Raw genomic sequence first — 19483 nt, 5'->3', positions numbered from 1 at the left:
TATTAATAAAATATAATATCGATATACTAAAATAATTAAGGGTTAACAGCAATAATATGGATTTTTATTAGATATTATCCTATATATGTAGTACAATCGTTAAACAAAGAGGTGTTATTAATGGTAAATTCATTAACTAAAAATAAAACGGTGGCAACTCGTGTTACCTTAGACATAGATAACAGAGCTAAGAAAAATTTGTCTAAGCAAGGAATTACTATTTCAGAATATTTAAGAATGGCCTTAGCTAAAGCAGCTAATAATGAAGTTAGTTTAGTTAATTTTTTGGATACTCCTGAAGCAATAGAAAGTAAAAAAGAAGCTGAAAATGGGAAAACTGAGAAAATAGGTAATATTAATGATATAGATAACTGGATAAACAATCTATGATTATTAATGCGACTAGTATTTTTAAAAAGAATCTAAAAAGATTAAAGAAAAAACATTATCCAGTAAATGTGATTAAACCATGCTTAAATGCAATTATTAATAATAATACAAACGTATGTAATAAGATTAAAGATCACAAATTAAGTGGTAAATGGAAGGATTATCGTGAATTCCATCCTTCTAGATACAGTAATTATGGATCCAATTTTGATAATTGGATTATCATTTACAAAATCAACAATAATGAATTAATATTAACGCTTGTTAATACTGGAAATCACCAAATATTAAAATAGGAACAAAGCCCATATAATGACTATTTTATATAAAAACTATTTTCATGTATACTAATATCTAGTAGAGAAGTTAAGGCGGTGGCTGCTCCAAAGGAAGTGGTGCGTATGGTTTTATAACTGTATTATTCATCAATCCTAGAGAAAGGAGTAGTCAAAGTGTCTGTTGCAGACGCTTTACAATTAATGTTGATGTTCGGCACCTTTACTGTGGCCCTCATTGCATTAGTTGTTGAGATTGTAAAAAGCAATCAAAAAAAATAACCGCCTTAGCTGTGATGAGCTAGCGATTATTAATAGCTTTTAATAATTTATAGTAGTCACCGTCTTAAACGGCTTTACTCGGAAGTCCTGTACCAGCAGGGCTTCTTTTTATTTACAAATAAATTATATAATAAATGTTTTAATTTGTCAGTTAAATACTCTAAAACGAATCACTAAACATTATCAAAACCTAAAAAAACTTGCTAACTTAAAAAAGTAGCAAGTTTTTTGTTTCCATAATTTTAAAATCTGCGGCAATAATTTACACAAAATGGGAAATTATTGCTTCAATACCATCTTAATATGGGGTGTTTGATGGAAAGTGTAGACACCACCGACGGGATGGAAGCCAAACTTTTCATAAAAGCCGACCTTATCTTCTTGGGCATCAATCTCAATTGTAGGATTATTATCAAAGTGTTGATCAATTACATCTAAAATCTTTTGAACTAGTTGTTTACCTAAGCCTTTACCACGTGCTTCTTTAGTGGTTAACACCCGGCCAAAACTGGTGTGATCATGACCATAAAAAATACGTGCATATGCTAGTAAAGTGCCATCTTCTTCAGCCCAGACATGTAAGGCCTTCTTATCAATCTTATCAACTTCTTGATAAGGACGGTTTTGTTCGACCACAAAGGTACTGGTACGAGCATTGTAAATTTCCCATAATTCATCACGAGTTAGTTCTTTAAAAGTCTTAATATGCCATTGCATTCATAAAACCTCCTTATATGTTCATCAATTCAATTCTACTATTTTGCTGAAAAAAACAAAGAAAAGTACCCCTTATTTGCCGAAAAATGACCAAAATGCAAAATCTGCGGTAATTATGACAAAATCTGCGGGAGTGAAACCAGCAAAATTGCCTGTTATCTTTATATTTGTTCGAAGGCCTTTGGATAAATTCCAAATAAAGGAGTGCTGTGATATCAGTACTTATACACAATTAAATGATGGATTTAACTACCTCATGCAAGGCGATCATAGGGTCGTAATATATGGGGTATTGAAACGATTAAATATTCAAAAAAATACAGCTCAATACGATGATTTAATGCAAGAAGGTTTCATTATTTTCGCTAAAAAGTACTATCAATATCAAGGACCAGATGATGATAAACAGCGACTAGCTTACCTTTATCAAGGTGTCTACTGGCACTTATTAGACCAATTACGCAAAGCAAGTCGCAATACGCAAAAAATTGAATTCATGTCAGCAAATAATCAAGATAGTTGGGAAAACCAATTAATTGATGATTATTCTTTTGAAAGTGAACTCTCCCATAATGAACTATTAAATGAATTGTGGAAGATTAGTAGTGAAACTGAACGTAAATTAATCTACTACCGTTATTATGAAGGAATCGATAACATGAGAGAAATCTCACGCCAGACCAATATCTCAACTAAAACCTTAAATAAATGGCGCAAAAGCTGCGTCAAAAAATAAATTTAATTAAAAATTAAAATTAGGGGTTCCACTTTCGCATCGAACTTCGTTACTAGTAGATGTAAGGGTTGGCGCCAACAACTTACCAATTAAAAAATGAAATGAGGATATACAGCATGAATAAAGTTTGGGATAAATCAAAGGTAGTTTATAAAATGATTACAAAGGAAGATGAAAAAGTGGTGAATCGTTCATTTGCCAATGTCATCGAAGATGTATCAGATGCACAAATTACTGAATTTGGTTCAATTTTAAAAACTTTGACTTCTGATAACTTAGAAAAAACAGAGTTAATTGCACAAACTAGATACTACGCTTAATTAATAGGAGGAAATTATAAATGAAAAAATTAGAATTAGTATTCAAAAGTGAAGATCAAAAGGTAAAGACACTACGTTTGAACTATGTGAGTGGTCAATTAGATAACGAAACATTACAAAGTGCAATGAATCGTATCGGGGCATTAAAGATGTTCAAAGTTAATGGGATGAATCAATACCAAGTACCAGTCGCTGCTCGTTACATTGACACCAACAGTGAAACCATTTTCGATACTCGTAATGAAGATAAGCAAACAGTAAAATAAAATATAATCACTAATATCAATACGCAAAAACCACCATTCATTAATTTGATTGGTGGTTTTTTGTGTATATTATTTAAGTAATTGCGCTGGATAATTTTCATTAATGAAATCTTTGATACATCTGACCATTTTTTGCGTAGCCGGTGTTTTCATCTGCACAGCATTCATCACTAAGAAGATGGAACGATAATATGCTTCATCAAATGGATAAGCCGTCACATGTGAATTATGCTTATCGAAAGCTAGTCTAGGCAAAATTCCCATTCCCAGTCCAGATTCAACCATCGCAATAATGGATTGGTCATCAATACTGAATTGAATCGAATTACCTTGGACATGGTACTTATCTAAGACTTCCTTCGTATCACCATCATAATCAGACTTCTGTAAAATGAAGCGTTCATGCTTAATATCATCAATCGTGATTGAATGCCCATTCTTAGGCACAAATCCTTTGGGTGTAATGCAATAGATTTGATCTTTAACTAATAATACCTTTACTAATTTTTCATTAATCGGCTGACAAGTGAATCCTAAATCAAGATTTCCCTGATGGGTTTGGGTTGTAATGTGATTAAAACTGTTTTGTGTAACTTCAATCTTAATATTAGGATATTGTTTTCTAAATTTGTCGACAATCCCAGGTAACCAGTTGATACAGACACTACTAAAAGCTCCTAATTTAACGGTTCCAGCCGTTAAGCCCCTAATATTATCGGCTTCCTGCATGAGGCGATCTTCATTATTCAAGATTTCTTGAATTGTAGGTAGAATCAACTTGCCATCTTCCGTTAACTTTACACCGGCACGATTACGCAGCAATAATGCAAAGCCAAGTTGTTTTTCTAACTTATCAATGGAATGTGAAATCGCTGACGGGGTGACATCTAATATATTAGCAGCACGTTGGAAACTACCTTGATTCACAACAGTAACTAAGGCTTGATAAGAAAAAGTAACCATATTCTTCATCCTTTCTTAAAATAATCATTAAAGAAATTGTACATGTTTCTACATAATAGTGTATATATTTTGACAAATAGGTGGGGATGATTTACTTTATATTTGTTAACAATAATTAAATATTTCATTGCTTTATCAATTGCATTACAAAGCAAATAATCAATTGATATTTTAATAAAATTTATTTATACTATATGTTAATGAAGTTTATTAGGTAAATATTTTACATGAATAATTAAAAAACTTTTGTTTAATAATTATTTTATGTTATAATTCTTTTGCTTGATGAATTACATAAAAATATATTGGAGGAATATATAATGCAATCTAGTTTAAAGAAATCATTATATTTAGGTCTAGCTGCTTTAAGTTTTGCTTCAGTTGCTAGTGTTACCGCTAACTCTTCAAACGCAAACGCTGCTAAAAAGCATGCTGCTGCTAAGAAGGTAACTTACAAAACTACTAACAAGAACTTAGACCAATCAGTTACTTTCAAGTCAACTGGTAAAAACGCTGTTTACAACAAGGCTGTAGGTAAGAGATCAGTTGTTGCAAGTCTTTCAGACATGAAGTCAAAGGCTAACTCAAACAGCACTAAAGACTTATTCATGGCATACCAAGAAGGCGTTACTTCAAAGGGTGTTCACTACTACAAGGTAGTTTCATTCGATAAGAAGGTTCGTGGTTTTGTTTACAACAAGGGTGTTGCTAAGACTAACACTACTGTAGCTGCTAACAAACCTGCTAATGCTACTGGTTACTTAACTAACACTAACCGTTTCTTTAACAAAGCTTACGGTTCACAATTCAAGACTAGCTTGAAGAATGATTACAAGGGTATGAACATTGCTGCTGACCAATTCACTGTGTCTGATGCAGTTAAGGTTAACAATGACCAAACATATTACTATGTAACTGACAAGAACAACCAATTAATTAATGGTTGGGTAAACTCAGTATACTTCAGCAATACAATTACTGATGCTGCTAAGAATGCTACTAACTCAGCTAATGCTATTCATGTTAAATTCGTTGATAGAGCTAACTATGGTTCAGTATTAATGGAAAAAGACATGAATCCTGATAACTTATCAAGCACTGGAACTTACTCAGCAAATGATGTAAACAACTCTGTTAATAAAGCACTAGTTGGTACTGGTTTCGATAACCCATCATCAGTTTCTGATTCAGTTGCTAAGGGTAACACAATTACTGTAACTGTTGATAAAGGTGCTACACAATACTTAACACCTGCTAACTTCAAGAGTGCAGCATACAGTAATGCTGGTACAATTAACCAAAAACAAGAAAATAGTGATGAAGTAAATGGTAAATTATCATCATTACAATTATCATCAGATCAATGGAAGGCATTATTCCAAGGAAATGCTAACCAAACATTTAACTTCAACAACTTTGAAGCTTCATTATTAGCACCTGGTAAACCTTGGAACCAATTTACTATTGGAACTAAGACTTACACTTACAATGCTAACTACACTAGAAATAGTAATGATAATAAAGTTAATACTGGTAACAACAATTACCGTGACAAGACTTATGATGAAATTGCTGGTAAACCTGGTGCTTTCACTATCTACTATGATGTTAAAGACAGTTCAAACACTACAACTAACAATGGCGATGTAAATAATACTGTTTACTTAGCTAAGAGTGCTATTAGTGCATATAACAATGAAAACAATCCTGCAAACAAATTATCTGCTGCTGAACAAGCATCAGGTAACACAAACGATGCTGCTGGATTACAAAAACTTCTTGAAAGTTCTGGCTTAACTGACAGCACTGACAAGGGTTACGATGCATTGCACAGTGAAGCACAATCACAAGCTGGTAAAGATGTAACAAATGCAAACCTATCAAAGATTAATTCAGCTGCTAAATCAGCAAATGATAAATTAGCTGCAATTGATGGAGATGCAACTAATAATACTTCAAACAAGGCAAAAGCTATTGCTGAAGTTAAAAAAGATCTTAAAGCACAAGGTTTCAAACAATCTGATTTATCAACTATTCAATCATTAGTAGCAAATGCTTCAAATGATTCAGTTGCTGGTAAAGGTGTTGCTAATTACAATAACTTTAAGACTATTGTTGCTGATTCTAACTTAAACTTAAATGATTAATTAAAAATTTAATCGATTTAAAAAGAATGGATTTATTCCATTCTTTTTTTATACATAAAATTAAGTTAAATAGGCGAAAAAATGTTACTTTAATGTTACAATCATATTGAATTATATTTAGGAGGAAGTTCATAATGAAAGTAAATCTTAAAAAATCATTGTATTTAGGACTTGCGGCATTGACTTTTGCTTCAGTTGCTGGTGCAACCACTGTTTCAGCTACTACTGCCAATGCTGCTAGTCATCATCATGTCGTTAAGACAACTAAGAAACATGCTAAGAAAACAACTAAGAAGTCTGCTAAAGCAGTAACTTTTAAGGTTACTAAGAACCTAGATCAATCATTAGTTTATAAATCAACTGGTAAAAATGCTATGTTCACTAAACCAGGTGGTGTTAAGAACAACAAGATTAAGGCTTCAAAGAACGACATGCGTTCCAAAGCTAACTCTAATTCAGCTAATGATTTATTCATGGCATACCAAGAAGTTAAAACTTCAAATGGTGTTCACTACTACAAGGTAGTATCATTCGATAAGAAGGTTCGTGGTTATGTATATGTTAAGGGTGTACAAAAGATTGATAACCCAACTACCACTGCTGCTAAGCCAGCCAATACTACTGGTTATGTAACTACTAACAATATTTACAATCTACCAGCTGGTTACAAGTTTGGTGCTGATAGTAGCGTAAAGGACTTTAATGGTATTAACTTTAGTGCTGATAAGTTCACTGTCAATGATACTGTAACTGTATATGGCGGTGACACTTATTACAAAGTTTCTGATCAAAATAATTCATTGATTAATGGTTGGGTAAAGGCATCTGACTTTACTAACAATATGCCAGCTAATGTTATGAATTCACAAAACGCTGCACAAAATGCTGCAAATGCTGTTCACGTTACTTATGTAAGTAATGCCAACCTAGGCTCAACAGTTATGACTAAGAGTCTTAACCCTGCATATCTACAAAATAATGGAACTTACAATTCCAAAGACGTTGTAAACTCTGTTAATGATTCATTAAAGGGAACTGGTTACAACTTAATCAATTCAAGCAATATTACAGATAAGGGCAGTTACTTAAATGATAGCTCTATTGTTAACAAGGGTGAAAACTTAACTGTAGTTGTTACTCCACAAAATAATAGACAAGCTGTTAAATACACAGTTTCACAATTACAAAACCCTAATTCATTTAACCAAAGCCTTGCTTCTATTAGTAACAGTAAATTAAGTCCTGTTAATATGTCTCAAAATACCTATGATGCATTATTTAAGGGTAATGATAATGATACTTTCAACTACAATAACCTTAAATCACAAATGCTTTCATATGGTCAACCAATGTATCAATTAACTAGCAATGATGCTGGCCATAGATACACATATACATTTGATGCTAACTTAACAGAAACTAATGCTGCAAACCCTAAGTTATTTAATGCTAATAACCAATTAATTTCAAATGCTACTTTTGCTGATGTTAATAGTCAAAGTATGAGTAACGGAATTGACGGTTTGAATCTTATCTATACTGTTAAAGATAATCAAACTGGACAACAACAAACTACTCCTGTAAATGGTAGTGGAATTGTTACTTTGTTTAACAAATAATTTAACAATATTAAAGAGTCATGGAATTTTTCCATGGCTCTTTTGTTTATTAATATATGAATATTTATTTCATTCTATGCTATAATTGTGCTAGTAAAATTTAGGGGGCATTATAATGAAAAAAGGTTTAAGAAACTCATTATATGTTGGTTTAGCCGCATTATCACTATCTGCATTTAGCAGTATGGGTGTGAATGCAAAGACTAAAGCCAATCATCAAACTAAACAAGTACAAAAAAATGTTAAAAAGACAACTAAGACTAACAAAGTAACTGCTGAATATTCACCATTAAAAGTATCTACTGACTATGCCTATGTAAAACCTACTGGGATTGTTACTATGTTCAACAAGCCAGGTCGTTTAGGCAATGCTAAGGTTGTTGCATCTAAACATCGCATGAAACAACTAGCCAATTCTAATTCACCAAAGAATATTTTCTATGTTTATGAAATGGCCAAGACTAATTCTGGTTTATACTACGCCAAAATGGTTACATTAGGTGGTAAATATCGTGGTTGGATCTATGCTGGGAAGAATGATTTTTCCAATGATTTAACTAAGATTGAAAAAGGAACTGGAGTTGTTGCTACTAGTCCACTTAGATATGCTAAGATGCCTAAAAACAAAAAAGGCTATCATGTAACTTCTTCACTATGGACTACTCCTAATTACAGTCGTATTAATTCTAAAGAATTAGACTTTAACAAAAAAGAATATGCTAAAGATACCTTTAAGATTGAAAGTGCGGTTGCGAATACGCAAGGCTGGGTCTATTACTATGTGGTTGATGAACAACATCCTAAAATCAATGGATGGGCTTTCCATGGTGGTGTAAAGAGTAAGTATGTTGCTAAGAAGAAAGCACCCGCTAAGAAAGCTAACAAGCAACAAAAGAAAACACCTGCTAAGAAGCAAACTCATAATCAACCGAAAGTTGATAATAATGATGATATTACTGATGGTAAAACACCTAAGAATGAACAACCAAAACAAACTAATGGTTACACTTTGAAGTTTATTGACCAATCGACTGCTCAAGTTGTTTCTCAACAAACAGTAGGGGTTAATGATTTAACTAACACTACTAATGCTTATCCAACAGCTAACACTAGTACCATTGCTAAGTATTTACCTAAGGGTTATGGATTTAATCAATCTGGCAATGCGGTCTTTGCATCTGGGAATGTTGCTAATGGTGGTCAAGCTATTATTTATGTGGCTAAGAATCCAACTATTAACAGTGTAAAGCTTAACTTACGTATTTTTGATAATACTGGTGCTGCTAATCCAGTTAATATGAATACTAATGGAATTAACAGTATTTTGAATGCCCAACAAGAATTAGTGGATATGCACATTATGCAAGGTAGTGTTATTACGACTGCTCAAATTCAAAAAGTCTTGTCTGATAATGGCTTATTAGTAGTTCCAAGTACCAATGGATCAGCTAATTTTGCTTATACTGATGCTGGTTTGGTCCAAGGTAGTAATCCAGTTGTTAACGTTTATTATCGTTAATTATTTTGGAGATGATGATTTGAATACTAATAATGTTTCAATGCAAGAAACTAATTATTTATTAGGAAATGAACGAAATCGTAAGGCAATCTTAAAATCTTTAAAACAATTAGATAATAAGGATAGTAAGATAATAACGCAACAAGAATTAATTGATAATAATAATTGATTTACTATTAAAAAAGCTTCATGCTCGATGATTTATCGAACATGAAGCTTTTTATTATTTAAAATTTATTTTACTAAAGCATTATATTTTGCTTGAGCAACTTCTAAGTTATGTTTAGCTTTTCTGATAGCTTTTCTGTTTTTCTTAGAATGATTTTTCTTTACATGATTGTATTTGGCACGAGCTTTATTAACATTATTTTTAACGGCCTTAACATGATTCTTAGTTGGGGCAATTCCTTCATAATGTGATCCCCAATCTTTTATAGCTGATGACAAATCATTTGATAAATTGTAATAACCATTTTCATCACTGTTATCTTTATTAGTTAAAGTAGATTTGTTATAGTCATTTTTTAAAACATTTTTAGTATTTGAATTAAAACGGTTAACAAAGTGTTTGTAAAGATATTTAATGGCATCATAATTGCTAGAATTTGGATCAGAATAATCACCATAACATAATGAATTTAAAAAACCAGGAAAAGAACTATTATAGTTGTTACCAGTATATACTGAAATTCCATTGCTCTTCATGTTATTAACATCGCCAACACCATATTGAGAACTGTTGGATTTTTCGACTGCAACCATTGCAGCATTTATATCAGAATAGAATTGTTTTGCACTTACTTTTTTGTTTATAGCTGCATGTGCAACAATATTTTCACCACTATTTAATGAACTTACTACTGAGAAGCTAGTACCAAGCATTGTGGCACAAGCTGTTACTGTAATTAATTTTTTGAAATTCATTTATAAAGCCTCCAAATTATGTATATGTTAATCTAATATTACTATTTAATTATAGCACTGAATTTATTCTTTTCACCACAAATTCTCATAAAATGTGGATATTTTTAATAATTGTATTAATATGGGGATAGATTAGATTTTACATAATTTAGGAGTATTATAATGCAAAAATTAAAAAACATTTTTAACAAGTTTTTATCTTTTAAATTATCGCCACTAATTATCTTTTTGATTATGGCGTTATTAATGGTCAGTCGCCAATTATGGACGCATACGCTCTTCTTTGGTGCTGACTCACTATTTCACTTCAACCGATTCTATGACACTGCTATGCAGCTAAAATCGGGTAAATTTAGTTATTTTCAAACTAATTATGGGTTCATGCAAAATGGACGGATTTTAAGTGCCTTATATGGACCGATTATTGCTTACATTGGTGGAGCGATTCTATTAGTATGTGGCAGTTGGTTCAAGTTTCAAATTGTTTTGAACATAATTGTGTTAGTCATTGCTGGTCTAACCATGTATCTATTGAACGTTAAGAATCATGTGACTCGTGGGTATGCCATTTTAGTTGCCATTATTTATATGTATTCTTCACAAATTGTCCAGTGGGTAACGAGCCAACAATTCACCGCTTTTGGGGCTGCTTTATTGCCACTATTAATTTTAAGTGGAACTAGTGCGATTAGAAAACATGATGTTTCAGTCTTAGGGTTATCCTTAAGCATGTCACTATTAATTCAAACGCATTTAATGAGCAGCATGATTGGAATGTTAGGCATTATTCCATTATTCATTGTGGGCTTAGTGACAGCCACTGATAAGTGGAAATTAGTACGTCACACTTTATATGCTGCAATGATTACTATCTTCTTAACGATTAACGTTTGGTACAACTTATTATATATTTCTTCAACCAATAAGTTATTATCTGTTTATCCAGTCCCACATCTAAGAACATATGGTTTTAATTTTAATTTATATTCAATCACTAATATTTTCAAACCTACCGAAGCGATTTTATTTTTATTTGTAATTGGTTTTGTCATTTACCGCTGGAAAAAGATTAGTCTAGTTACCAAGACTTTAACTGTCACTGGAATAGGCTTTATGGTTGTTTCCTGGAGTCACTTTCCATGGGGCATGATTCAACGTTTTATGCCTAGTTTGACTTATACTTTACAATTCCCTAAACGTTTCTTAGTTTTGCCATTTATTATGATTCTACTAGCGTTAGGCATGATCATGACCTATGAACATGAAACTAATCATCAATTTTTCCGTCGTGAACAATGGTGGCGTTTATTATTAGTAGCGGTCATTATCATCGGTAGTTTAGGCTTAGACTTTTATTCTATGAATGATCGTATTTATCGTTATGATCAAACTACTAAGGGGCATAATATTAGTAATTATCATGATAGTTCACTATATTATTACTTCAAAAAGCATCATCGCAATGTTCAAAAAGATATTGATAGTCCCCATTTAGGACACTTAGTGAACGATTATATTAAGGCTTCACCTGATTACATGCCAGTTAAAAAGGACATTAAGGGCTTTAAAGCATATAACGCCTTTAATCCATATTTATTAGATTATCATCAATATATTGGTAAGAATTCCGTCACTCATTTTAAACATAAAGTATGGCGTGATGGGGGCTTATCAGTCATCTGGCATAGTAAGAAAGCTAAGTGGACCCAAGTGCCATTAGTTAAGTATGCTGATACTAAAGTCACTTTGAATGGGAATAAATTGAAAAAAGTACACACTACCAACCTAGGCGCTGTTATTGTAAAAGCTAAAGCTGGTAAGAATCGTGTTACTATTCAATATTATCAAGATTTTATGACGCGTTTAATGATGGTGATTTGTATTTTGAGTTGGTTAATTGTTCTAGCTTATCCATTGATTAGCAAAATTGTAACTAAAATTTAATTGAATTTGGGTTTAAAAACCTAGATACCAACCATATAATTATATTCAGAAACTTTTTAAAATGAGGTTATTATTTTATGGATTCCTTTAAAAGATTCTTCAAGCGATGGTGGGGGTCTAAATCAGCCCCATTGATCGTCATTTTGTTAATGGCAATCGCCTTGATGAGTAAACAATTGCTGACGCATTCAGTTTTATTAGGTGCTGATTCAATTTTTCACTTTAATCGTTTTTACGATACTGCCATGCAAATGAAAACTGGCAAGTTTAATTATTTCCAAGCTAACTTTGGTTTTGATCAAACTGGTCGAGTTGTTAATGCCATTTATGGTCCAGTGATATCTTATCTAAGTGGGGCCTTATTAATCTTATGTCGTAATTGGTACATGTTTCAGTCCATTCAAGCAATTATCTTCTTAGTCATTGCCGGCATGTCCATGTATCTATTATGTATTAAGAATAATGTTTCACGTGGCTATGCCATGGTGATTGGAATTTTATACATGTATTCATCCCAATTAATGGGTTGGATTACCACGCAACAATTTGCGGGTGTCGGTGCGATGTTAGTACCGCTGTTAGTACTTACAGGAACGGAAGCTATTAATAAGAAAAAAGTTTCAATTCCTTATTTAGCTTTAGCAATGACCTTATTAATTCAAACGCATGTTATGAGTACGATTATTGGATTTATTGCGGTCGTTCCATTGTTCTTAGTGGCATTATTGCATACTAATCATAAGTTCAAGATGGTGTTACATACGTTGATTGCTGCCGTCATTACACTAGCCTTAACAGCCAATGTTTGGGGGAGTGCACTAGAATTATTTGGTAGTAATTATTTAATGCCGGTCTTTCCGGTGGCTAACATGGAAGACTATGCTTTTCGATTTGATCATTACTCATGGTATAGTTTGGTAAAACCAGTTGAAATGGTAGTATTCTTATTTGTGATTTACTATTTTGTACGTCACTTTAAGCATTCAGACATTGTGACAAGAACGTTAACGATTACTGGAACTTTCTTCTTGTTTGCTTCAACTACTTTATTTCCATGGTTAACACTACAGAAGTTATTTCCAATTTTATCTTCCAACTTACAATTTCCTAAACGTTTCTTAGTAATTCCATTTGTAATGTTATTACTAGTCTTTGGGAAAATCTTAACTTATGATGATCATATCTTTACTTTACGTGCCTTTGAACATCCTAAGTTATTCCGCTATGCCTTATTATTTGCCTTAATTGGTATTAATCTGGGAATTAACGGATATAATATGGATTTCAAAGTTGATAAGTCTAATCAAATGGTTGCTGACAAATATCCATGGGCGCCAATTGCGCATTCTTACATGTATGTAAAGCATAATCATCATACGATTAAGCAGGATTTCTTTGGTGATAATTGGCAATACTTAATTAGTGATATCAATAAAGCCACACCTGATTATTTACCAGTGAAGGCTAACTTGAAACCAGATGATTATAATAAGCTTCATCCTTACTACACTGCCCATTATCAATTGATTATTCCTAATTTGGATCATGATTTTGATAAGCATGTTAATAAAGATGGTTCGTTAACGGTTGTTTGGAAGAACAAATCATTCAGTAGTAAGAATATTCAGGTACCAGCAGTTAAATATGCAAATACCCAAGTTACCTTGAATGGTAAAAAGAACGCAAACGTTAAGACCACTGAGATTGGGGCAATTATTGCTAAATCCAAAGTTGGTCAAAACGTAATGACGATTAAATATGTTAATAATCAACAATTCAATTTATTAATGATTGTATTTGTAATTAGTTGGTTGCTGATGATTATTTATTTAGGTGCCAAGTTAATATTTAGATTCTAAATGAGTCACTTTGTAATGATTAATTCAATATTGAATTTTAATTTTTTAAGTGTAACCTTTATTTTGCTTGAAATTTAAAGGAGGTATTTCTTATGCAACAACTAAGAATTTATACACTAAAAGATGAACAAAGTGCGAGAGAATATTTATCAACTCACTGGAATAGACATCTAGAAAGTTTGCCTAAATTTGGCATCAATGTCGATAAAGTATTTATGGAAGAAAATAGTTCTACTAACTGTAGAGTTTTTGCTTTAGTATCATCGGATGGTGACAACCTTTCTGAATTAAATGCAGAATATATGAATAGTGAAGCTTTCAAGTCGGATATGATAGGCTTTGATATGAGTAAAATATTAAAAGTTGAAGATATTGATATTACTAAATATATCTAAATAAAAATACCTTCTTAGGTTTAATCCTAAGAAGGTATTTTTTTATCTTAATGCGTGTTTATTAAATTTATTTAGACTATAGTATTTATCATGTTGGCTATCTTTTAAAATGTAACCCATCCCACGGCCTTGAATACTAGTACCATTCAAATATTTAGCCGACCATTGTTTAATGTGTTCATTAGCATTAATAGGTTTGCCGGTGGAAGTTTGAATTTGTGTGAATAAGTCAGGATACTTATCCTTTAATTCACTTAAGAATTTACCACCATATTGGGCTTGGTAATCTTTACCAGAACTTTTGGTTTTAGCATAATATAAATCATTTTTGATGTTTGATTTCTTCAAGTAACGACCATATCCATCAATACGTTTAACAGAAGTTAATTCATGACCATTTAATCCATACAACTGATTCATTACATAATCAGCCATAGTATGCACACCAGCTTGATGAAGGGCTTTATTAGCATCAATCATTTGATCAACGGTACCATATTTAGTACTTTGACCATTCATCCCTAAGTTATAACGATCATTGAAAGCATAACCATTGTTTTCCAATGAATCAACAAATGAATTATCATTTTTAACTGACATATAATGACCAGGGAATTCAACATCTGTAATCCCAAGTGTTTTAAAGAAGTCACCACTTTGTGCTAATTTAACGTCAGTCTTTTGAATATTGTTAGTTGGATTAGGTTGTAGTGATGAGAAACCTTCATATGCAACATGTGAATCTAAAGCTGAATTAGCATGGAAGACATTACCATCTTTACTAGGTTCGCTAGATGCAGCAGTTCTTACATCTTGGTTGTCTTTAGCACCAACAGGGACCCAAGTGGATAAGTAACCAGCAACTTGGGGATTCTTAAACCCTTGTACTTGTTTAGCACTTAGAATTAATTGACCTTTATCGTTGGTAGTAATAGTTTTATCTTTAGCATCACTATCATTGTTATAGATATTTAAACCACTGGCTTTACTCATTAGTAATGGGCGGAATTGTTGATTCTTATGTGCGGCTCCTAAATCAATAACTACCTTATCGTTGCCTAGTTTTAAGTTATCTTTATTTGAAGTCACTGTTACAATTCCAGAATTACGACTATTTTCATCAGTTGGTTTAAAGTTATCTTTACCAAAACGTACTGATGACATAATATTACCGTTATCATGCATTCTGATTTCTTGACCACCAGCAGTATATTTCATACGAGCTTTTAATAAAGCAGTCACTGCATCATAATAAATAGTTTTCTTAGCCATGTATTGGGCACCGTCAACAAATAAGTCACCATAATATACACGGGGCACCATATCTTTATTAGTTAGCAATAAAGAATAAGTTGATGGGATATTATAACCAGCGTATTTTTTATTGGTTTTATTGATATCATTGTCATAAATTTGAATGGCTTTTTGTAAAGTTTTACGAGTAGGAGCATTAGGATTTTCTTTAGAAATACTACTAATAACGTTACCTACTAAACTTTGGACCCCATCATGAACATTCATAAATGAATAATTAGGGACTTTATCATTTTCTGTATAATCACTGGTACGTTTAACCCAATCTGTATCAATTAATGATTGTAATGAAGTCCTTTGATTACTTTGTTTAGTGAAAGTATTTAATAAGGCATTCGTTAAATTCATATCATGTGTTAAAGCGCCAAAGTGATCACGAGTAGTAGCGTTAACTGAACCTCTAACCCCATCTTCAAGCAAGTTTAGATGGGCATTACTATTTTTATCATTAGTCATATTGAAACGATCTTTGAAATATTGTTCAGCAATTTGGGTCACATCGTAATCCAAACTACCCGTAGCATCCTCACGGCCACCATCAAAATTACCATCAGAACCTTTACCTAAGATTGAACTGGTATTCATTAGGTAATGTAGGTTATTTAAATCTTCTGCTTGGACCGCTGGATTAGAGTTGTCCACATCATTAGCTAGTAATAATTCATAGTTCTTAGTGTTTTCAATCTTTTGTAGGGTGAAAGCACGACCTAAGTAACGATACTTAGAATTAGCATTCGGAGTTAGTTTATTATTCACAAACTTAAAACTTCCACCTTGAAGGTTAGCCCAACCATAAACAGGGAATTCACTCTTAATATTCCAAATGGATTGTTGGTTAATGAAATTATTCATCATAGTTCGTAACCATTTAGCACTATGTTTTTTATTAATTCTTTTTTCGATGTGTTTTTGAATCTTATTAGTAGCCTTGTTTAAAGTCTGCTTGCTACTATTTTTGGTAACTTTTTGGTGCTTATTACCAAGACCATGTTGATTAAAATAATTTATGTAGTTAGCTTTAATGCCTTTATTAGGCCACCAATACATTAGGATGGGACGATAATCATTATGTTTAGTATTAACCCAGTGTTTACCATTTTTAAGGATTTTCTTTGGTTGATACCAAGTGTCAGCAGTTAGATAACCATTAACGTTTTGTACGTACTGTTTGGTATATTTCACCGGCTGATTATTTTTACTAATGGCGTTTACATTATGCGTGAACATGAAACCACTCATGGAAACACCCATTGTAACGACCGCCGCCGTTATCAATTTACGGTAACGACTTTTGGGTTGATGCAATTTTTTGATCATTAATATTTACTCCTAACAATATAATTTCATATTAATGTTATCATATATAAAAACTATTGGTAGAAATATTTTTTTGAGGGTATCAAATTGAAAAAAATTGATGCTCAGTTTAAGATAATAAATATACATATTTTAATAATTAGAAGGTTCGTAATGAATAAATTAAAAAAGCTTTCTCGACGATTGTCATCTGCTAAAATTACACCGTTTTTAGTGATTTTAGGGATGGCCTTAATTTTATTAAGTCGCCAAATCTATACCCATTCCGTCTTTTTAGGGATGGATTCAATTTTTCACTTTAACCGTTTTTATGATTCTGCAATGCAGATTCGAAACGGCCATTTTAGTTATTTTCAAATGAACTATGGCTTTTCTCAAAGTGGCCGGATGATCAATGCCGTGTATGGACCGTTTATTTCATACTTAAGTGGTCTGTTATTATTACTGAGCGGTAGTTGGTTTCACTTCCAAATTTTAGAAACATTATTGGTATTAGTTATTGCTGGGATGTCCATGTATTTATTGCTGATTAAGAATTCGGTTAAACGTAGTTATGCCATCTTATTAGCTATTTTTTACATGTATTCTTGTCCCGTCGTTTCATGGCTATTAACGCAACAGTTTACCGGGATTGGGGCAGCTTTTATGCCGTTATTAATTCTAGCGGGGACCCAATTCTTCAAAGGACATCGGTTTAGTATTATTTATTTAGCTGGAGCAATGGCCTTAATGATTCAAACGCATTTAATGACGAGTTTAATTGGCTTTATCAGCTTAGTCCCAATGTTTATTGCTGGTTTCTTTATGACTGATTATAAATGGATTTACTTTAAAAGAGCTTGTTTAGCCGCTATTTTATGTTTATTAATGACGGCTAATATTTGGGGATCATTATTACAGTTATTCCACAATAACTTTTTGATGCCGGTGTACCCAGTGCCATCGATGACCTTTTTCTCTTTTAAATTTTCAATTTATTCGTGGACGAGTTTGATTAAGCCAGCCGATTTTGCATTATTTATCTGGGTATTATATATGTTTGTGCGTCACTTTAAACAGTGGGATGTAAAGGTTAAAACGCTTAGTATTACCGGTTTAGTGTTCTTTTATTTATCAACATATTTATTTCCCTGGGATCAAGCAATGCAAATTTATCCACATTTAGCTTATAACTTACAATTTCCTAAACGCTTCTTAGTGTTGCCATTTGTGATTTTACCGCTGGTTGCTGGTATTATGATGACCAAACAGACGACCAAACATGATTATCATTGGATAAAAATTGGTAGTTTAATAGTTGCTATCCTCTTAGGATTAGGGATTAACTTATGGGCGGAAGGCTTTAAAAGTTTAAAGTCCATTCATTTAGTTGATAATCAAACTACCGTTAATTTAACGCACGTTTATATGCATAAGAAACGTAAACCAGATCAAATTAAAAATGATTTTTATGGCAATGATTTAAGTGGTTTGATTAATGATTTTACTAAAGCCGTGCCTGATTATTTACCGGTTCGTTCGAAATTAGAACCAGTTGAATATAATAATTTGCATCCTTACTATAAATCGCATAAACAATTAGTGAAGAAAAATGTTTCCAAAACTTATCATTTTGTCAAAACAGTGAACGCTGATGGTTCATTAACGGTCAGATGGCATAGCCCATATCATCATAAATTGACCCAACTACCAGTAATTAAATATGCGAATACTAAAGTTACTTACAATGGTTCAGAAAATGGTATTCAGACTGGTAAAATTGGTTCCATTATTGTGCATTCTAAGCATGGCAATAATACTCTAACGACTAAATATTTAGCCGGTAATTGGTGGAAAACAATGATGTGGATATGTTTGTTTAGCTGGATATTCTTTATTTACATGTTATTTTATAAATTAATTAATCGTAAATAAAAGAAGCTGCTAAGTAGCAGCTTCTTTTTTAGTCATCCAATTTAGGTTGTCTTTTTAATGACCATTGATTTAAACAATCTTTTATTTTTATTCTATCGCCATTGTACAGTGTTGCACCTTTTAAAAGTCCTTTGGAGCTTTGATTGACTTGCATTAACTCACTATAAAGATAACTTATTAATTTATTTAAATCATCTAGTTTATTATTAACGTATTTTTCACTAATTGGTAAGCAGATAAATTGATTTTCTTTAAGCATAAAATCAGTATATTTACGATTATTTAATGATGGTAAATGGTTTAAAAAGGTAACATTGATCCATGAATGATTACACTTATTACGATTAAATTTAGGTAGAGCAATAAATGATGAATGTGCGGTTAAGATTGGATATGTATGTTTTAAACCAAGACATTCGCAAAAATGATCTATTAGTTGTTTATTAGTGACATTATTTTCTTCAAGCATTTGATTAATAATGACATTAATCGATGTTTCAATCAGATAAAAACCTTGCTTTTCTTCAATAATTAAAGTGGGATAGCGTTTACTATGTTCACTAAAATCCAGTAGCATTATTA

The 19483-nt window shown here is 32.1% G+C and carries 19 protein-coding genes; 14 read left to right on the top strand and 5 right to left on the bottom strand.

The window, feature by feature from the left end:
* Positions 1 to 120: 120 nt before the first annotated feature.
* The 3 genes from C7N41_RS02285 (at position 121) to C7N41_RS02275 (ending at position 947) form a co-directional block, all read left to right on the top strand.
* Entirely contained in the window at positions 121 to 390 is a 270-nt protein-coding gene (locus tag C7N41_RS02285) for a type II toxin-antitoxin system RelB/DinJ family antitoxin (RefSeq protein WP_105964127.1), read from the top strand.
* Positions 387 to 686, top strand: a complete 300-nt coding sequence (locus C7N41_RS02280; protein ID WP_105964126.1) for a type II toxin-antitoxin system mRNA interferase toxin, RelE/StbE family — start codon at positions 387 to 389, stop codon at positions 684 to 686. Before C7N41_RS02285 ends, C7N41_RS02280 begins: the two co-directional genes overlap by 4 nt.
* A gap of 156 nt (positions 687 to 842) precedes the next feature.
* A complete protein-coding gene (locus tag C7N41_RS02275) occupies positions 843 to 947 on the top strand; it encodes a putative holin-like toxin (protein WP_105964125.1) in 105 nt (34 codons plus the stop codon).
* 279 nt (positions 948 to 1226) lie between these two features.
* On the opposite strand, the gene C7N41_RS02270 is transcribed toward C7N41_RS02275, so the two are convergent.
* Positions 1227 to 1664 carry a GNAT family N-acetyltransferase gene (locus tag C7N41_RS02270; RefSeq protein ID WP_105964124.1) on the bottom strand — a complete coding sequence of 146 codons (438 nt, stop codon included), beginning with the start codon at positions 1662 to 1664 and terminating at the stop codon, positions 1227 to 1229.
* A 76-nt stretch (positions 1665 to 1740) separates the two neighbouring features.
* Here C7N41_RS02270 and C7N41_RS02265 point away from each other — a divergent pair, with 76 nt between their 5' ends.
* The 3 genes from C7N41_RS02265 to C7N41_RS02255 all read left to right on the top strand — a co-directional run bounded on the left by C7N41_RS02265 (position 1741) and on the right by C7N41_RS02255 (position 2986).
* Positions 1741 to 2400: an RNA polymerase sigma factor gene (locus C7N41_RS02265; protein WP_105964123.1), complete on the top strand. Its 660-nt coding sequence runs from the start codon at positions 1741 to 1743 to the stop codon at positions 2398 to 2400.
* 116 nt (positions 2401 to 2516) lie between these two features.
* Positions 2517 to 2720: a DUF1659 domain-containing protein gene (locus tag C7N41_RS02260; RefSeq protein ID WP_105964122.1), complete on the top strand. Its 204-nt coding sequence runs from the start codon at positions 2517 to 2519 to the stop codon at positions 2718 to 2720.
* A 20-nt stretch (positions 2721 to 2740) separates the two neighbouring features.
* Positions 2741 to 2986, top strand: a complete 246-nt coding sequence (locus C7N41_RS02255; RefSeq protein WP_105964121.1) for a DUF2922 domain-containing protein — start codon at positions 2741 to 2743, stop codon at positions 2984 to 2986.
* A gap of 69 nt (positions 2987 to 3055) precedes the next feature.
* Here C7N41_RS02255 and C7N41_RS02250 read toward each other — a convergent pair whose 3' ends face one another.
* On the bottom strand, positions 3056 to 3949 hold the full coding sequence (locus C7N41_RS02250) for a LysR family transcriptional regulator (protein WP_105964120.1): 894 nt from the start codon (positions 3947 to 3949) through the stop codon (positions 3056 to 3058).
* A 320-nt stretch (positions 3950 to 4269) separates the two neighbouring features.
* Between C7N41_RS02250 and C7N41_RS02245 the strand changes: the two genes are divergently transcribed.
* The 4 genes from C7N41_RS02245 (at position 4270) to C7N41_RS02230 (ending at position 9403) form a co-directional block, all read left to right on the top strand.
* Positions 4270 to 6096 carry a hypothetical protein gene (locus C7N41_RS02245; protein ID WP_105964119.1) on the top strand — a complete coding sequence of 609 codons (1827 nt, stop codon included), beginning with the start codon at positions 4270 to 4272 and terminating at the stop codon, positions 6094 to 6096.
* Positions 6097 to 6230: 134 nt separating this feature from the next.
* Complete coding sequence (locus C7N41_RS02240) at positions 6231 to 7715, top strand: hypothetical protein (protein ID WP_105964118.1); 1485 nt, start codon at positions 6231 to 6233, stop codon at positions 7713 to 7715.
* A gap of 115 nt (positions 7716 to 7830) precedes the next feature.
* Positions 7831 to 9234 carry a hypothetical protein gene (locus C7N41_RS02235; protein WP_105964117.1) on the top strand — a complete coding sequence of 468 codons (1404 nt, stop codon included), beginning with the start codon at positions 7831 to 7833 and terminating at the stop codon, positions 9232 to 9234.
* 19 nt (positions 9235 to 9253) lie between these two features.
* The gene (locus C7N41_RS02230) at positions 9254 to 9403 is read left to right on the top strand and encodes a hypothetical protein (RefSeq protein WP_157944947.1); all 150 of its coding nucleotides are present in this window, start codon (positions 9254 to 9256) and stop codon (positions 9401 to 9403) included.
* 65 nt (positions 9404 to 9468) lie between these two features.
* Here the strand turns inward: C7N41_RS02230 and C7N41_RS02225 are convergent, their stop codons facing one another.
* The gene (locus C7N41_RS02225) at positions 9469 to 10158 is read right to left on the bottom strand and encodes a hypothetical protein (RefSeq protein WP_105964115.1); all 690 of its coding nucleotides are present in this window, start codon (positions 10156 to 10158) and stop codon (positions 9469 to 9471) included.
* 162 nt (positions 10159 to 10320) lie between these two features.
* On the opposite strand from C7N41_RS02225, the gene C7N41_RS02220 reads away from it, so the two are divergent.
* From C7N41_RS02220 to C7N41_RS02210, 3 genes are all read left to right on the top strand, one after another.
* Entirely contained in the window at positions 10321 to 12102 is a 1782-nt protein-coding gene (locus tag C7N41_RS02220) for a glycosyltransferase family protein (RefSeq protein WP_105964114.1), read from the top strand.
* A 77-nt stretch (positions 12103 to 12179) separates the two neighbouring features.
* A complete protein-coding gene (locus tag C7N41_RS02215) occupies positions 12180 to 13961 on the top strand; it encodes a glycosyltransferase family protein (protein ID WP_105964113.1) in 1782 nt (593 codons plus the stop codon).
* A 92-nt stretch (positions 13962 to 14053) separates the two neighbouring features.
* The gene (locus C7N41_RS02210) at positions 14054 to 14356 is read left to right on the top strand and encodes a hypothetical protein (RefSeq protein WP_105964112.1); all 303 of its coding nucleotides are present in this window, start codon (positions 14054 to 14056) and stop codon (positions 14354 to 14356) included.
* Between the two features lie 42 nt (positions 14357 to 14398).
* Here the strand turns inward: C7N41_RS02210 and C7N41_RS02205 are convergent, their stop codons facing one another.
* Positions 14399 to 16987, bottom strand: coding sequence for a glycoside hydrolase family 70 protein (locus C7N41_RS02205; RefSeq protein ID WP_105964111.1), 2589 nt, complete (start codon positions 16985 to 16987; stop codon positions 14399 to 14401).
* A gap of 153 nt (positions 16988 to 17140) precedes the next feature.
* On the opposite strand from C7N41_RS02205, the gene C7N41_RS02200 reads away from it, so the two are divergent.
* Positions 17141 to 18901: a glycosyltransferase family protein gene (locus C7N41_RS02200; protein WP_105964110.1), complete on the top strand. Its 1761-nt coding sequence runs from the start codon at positions 17141 to 17143 to the stop codon at positions 18899 to 18901.
* A gap of 28 nt (positions 18902 to 18929) precedes the next feature.
* Here the strand turns inward: C7N41_RS02200 and C7N41_RS02195 are convergent, their stop codons facing one another.
* Complete coding sequence (locus C7N41_RS02195) at positions 18930 to 19478, bottom strand: competence protein ComK (RefSeq protein WP_133241660.1); 549 nt, start codon at positions 19476 to 19478, stop codon at positions 18930 to 18932.
* Between the last annotated feature and the right edge of the window lie 5 nt (positions 19479 to 19483).

The organism is Apilactobacillus micheneri (assembly GCF_002993975.1).
Lineage (GTDB): Bacteria > Bacillota > Bacilli > Lactobacillales > Lactobacillaceae > Apilactobacillus > Apilactobacillus micheneri.
Note: the sequence above shows the minus strand (reverse complement) of the source record. Positions and strands in the feature narration are given on the sequence as shown.

Coding starts and splice junctions, on each gene's coding strand:
- C7N41_RS02255 (WP_105964121.1), top strand. CDS start 2,741: ATGAAAAAATTAGAATTAGTATTCAAAAGTGAAGATCAAAAGGTAAAG.
- C7N41_RS02195 (WP_133241660.1), bottom strand. CDS start 19,478: ATGCTACTGGATTTTAGTGAACATAGTAAACGCTATCCCACTTTAATT.
- C7N41_RS02215 (WP_105964113.1), top strand. CDS start 12,180: ATGGATTCCTTTAAAAGATTCTTCAAGCGATGGTGGGGGTCTAAATCA.
- C7N41_RS02245 (WP_105964119.1), top strand. CDS start 4,270: ATGCAATCTAGTTTAAAGAAATCATTATATTTAGGTCTAGCTGCTTTA.
- C7N41_RS02240 (WP_105964118.1), top strand. CDS start 6,231: ATGAAAGTAAATCTTAAAAAATCATTGTATTTAGGACTTGCGGCATTG.
- C7N41_RS02225 (WP_105964115.1), bottom strand. CDS start 10,158: ATGAATTTCAAAAAATTAATTACAGTAACAGCTTGTGCCACAATGCTT.
- C7N41_RS02280 (WP_105964126.1), top strand. CDS start 387: ATGATTATTAATGCGACTAGTATTTTTAAAAAGAATCTAAAAAGATTA.
- C7N41_RS02285 (WP_105964127.1), top strand. CDS start 121: ATGGTAAATTCATTAACTAAAAATAAAACGGTGGCAACTCGTGTTACC.
- C7N41_RS02220 (WP_105964114.1), top strand. CDS start 10,321: ATGCAAAAATTAAAAAACATTTTTAACAAGTTTTTATCTTTTAAATTA.
- C7N41_RS02200 (WP_105964110.1), top strand. CDS start 17,141: ATGAATAAATTAAAAAAGCTTTCTCGACGATTGTCATCTGCTAAAATT.
- C7N41_RS02270 (WP_105964124.1), bottom strand. CDS start 1,664: ATGCAATGGCATATTAAGACTTTTAAAGAACTAACTCGTGATGAATTA.
- C7N41_RS02260 (WP_105964122.1), top strand. CDS start 2,517: ATGAATAAAGTTTGGGATAAATCAAAGGTAGTTTATAAAATGATTACA.
- C7N41_RS02235 (WP_105964117.1), top strand. CDS start 7,831: ATGAAAAAAGGTTTAAGAAACTCATTATATGTTGGTTTAGCCGCATTA.
- C7N41_RS02250 (WP_105964120.1), bottom strand. CDS start 3,949: ATGGTTACTTTTTCTTATCAAGCCTTAGTTACTGTTGTGAATCAAGGT.
- C7N41_RS02205 (WP_105964111.1), bottom strand. CDS start 16,987: ATGATCAAAAAATTGCATCAACCCAAAAGTCGTTACCGTAAATTGATA.
- C7N41_RS02210 (WP_105964112.1), top strand. CDS start 14,054: ATGCAACAACTAAGAATTTATACACTAAAAGATGAACAAAGTGCGAGA.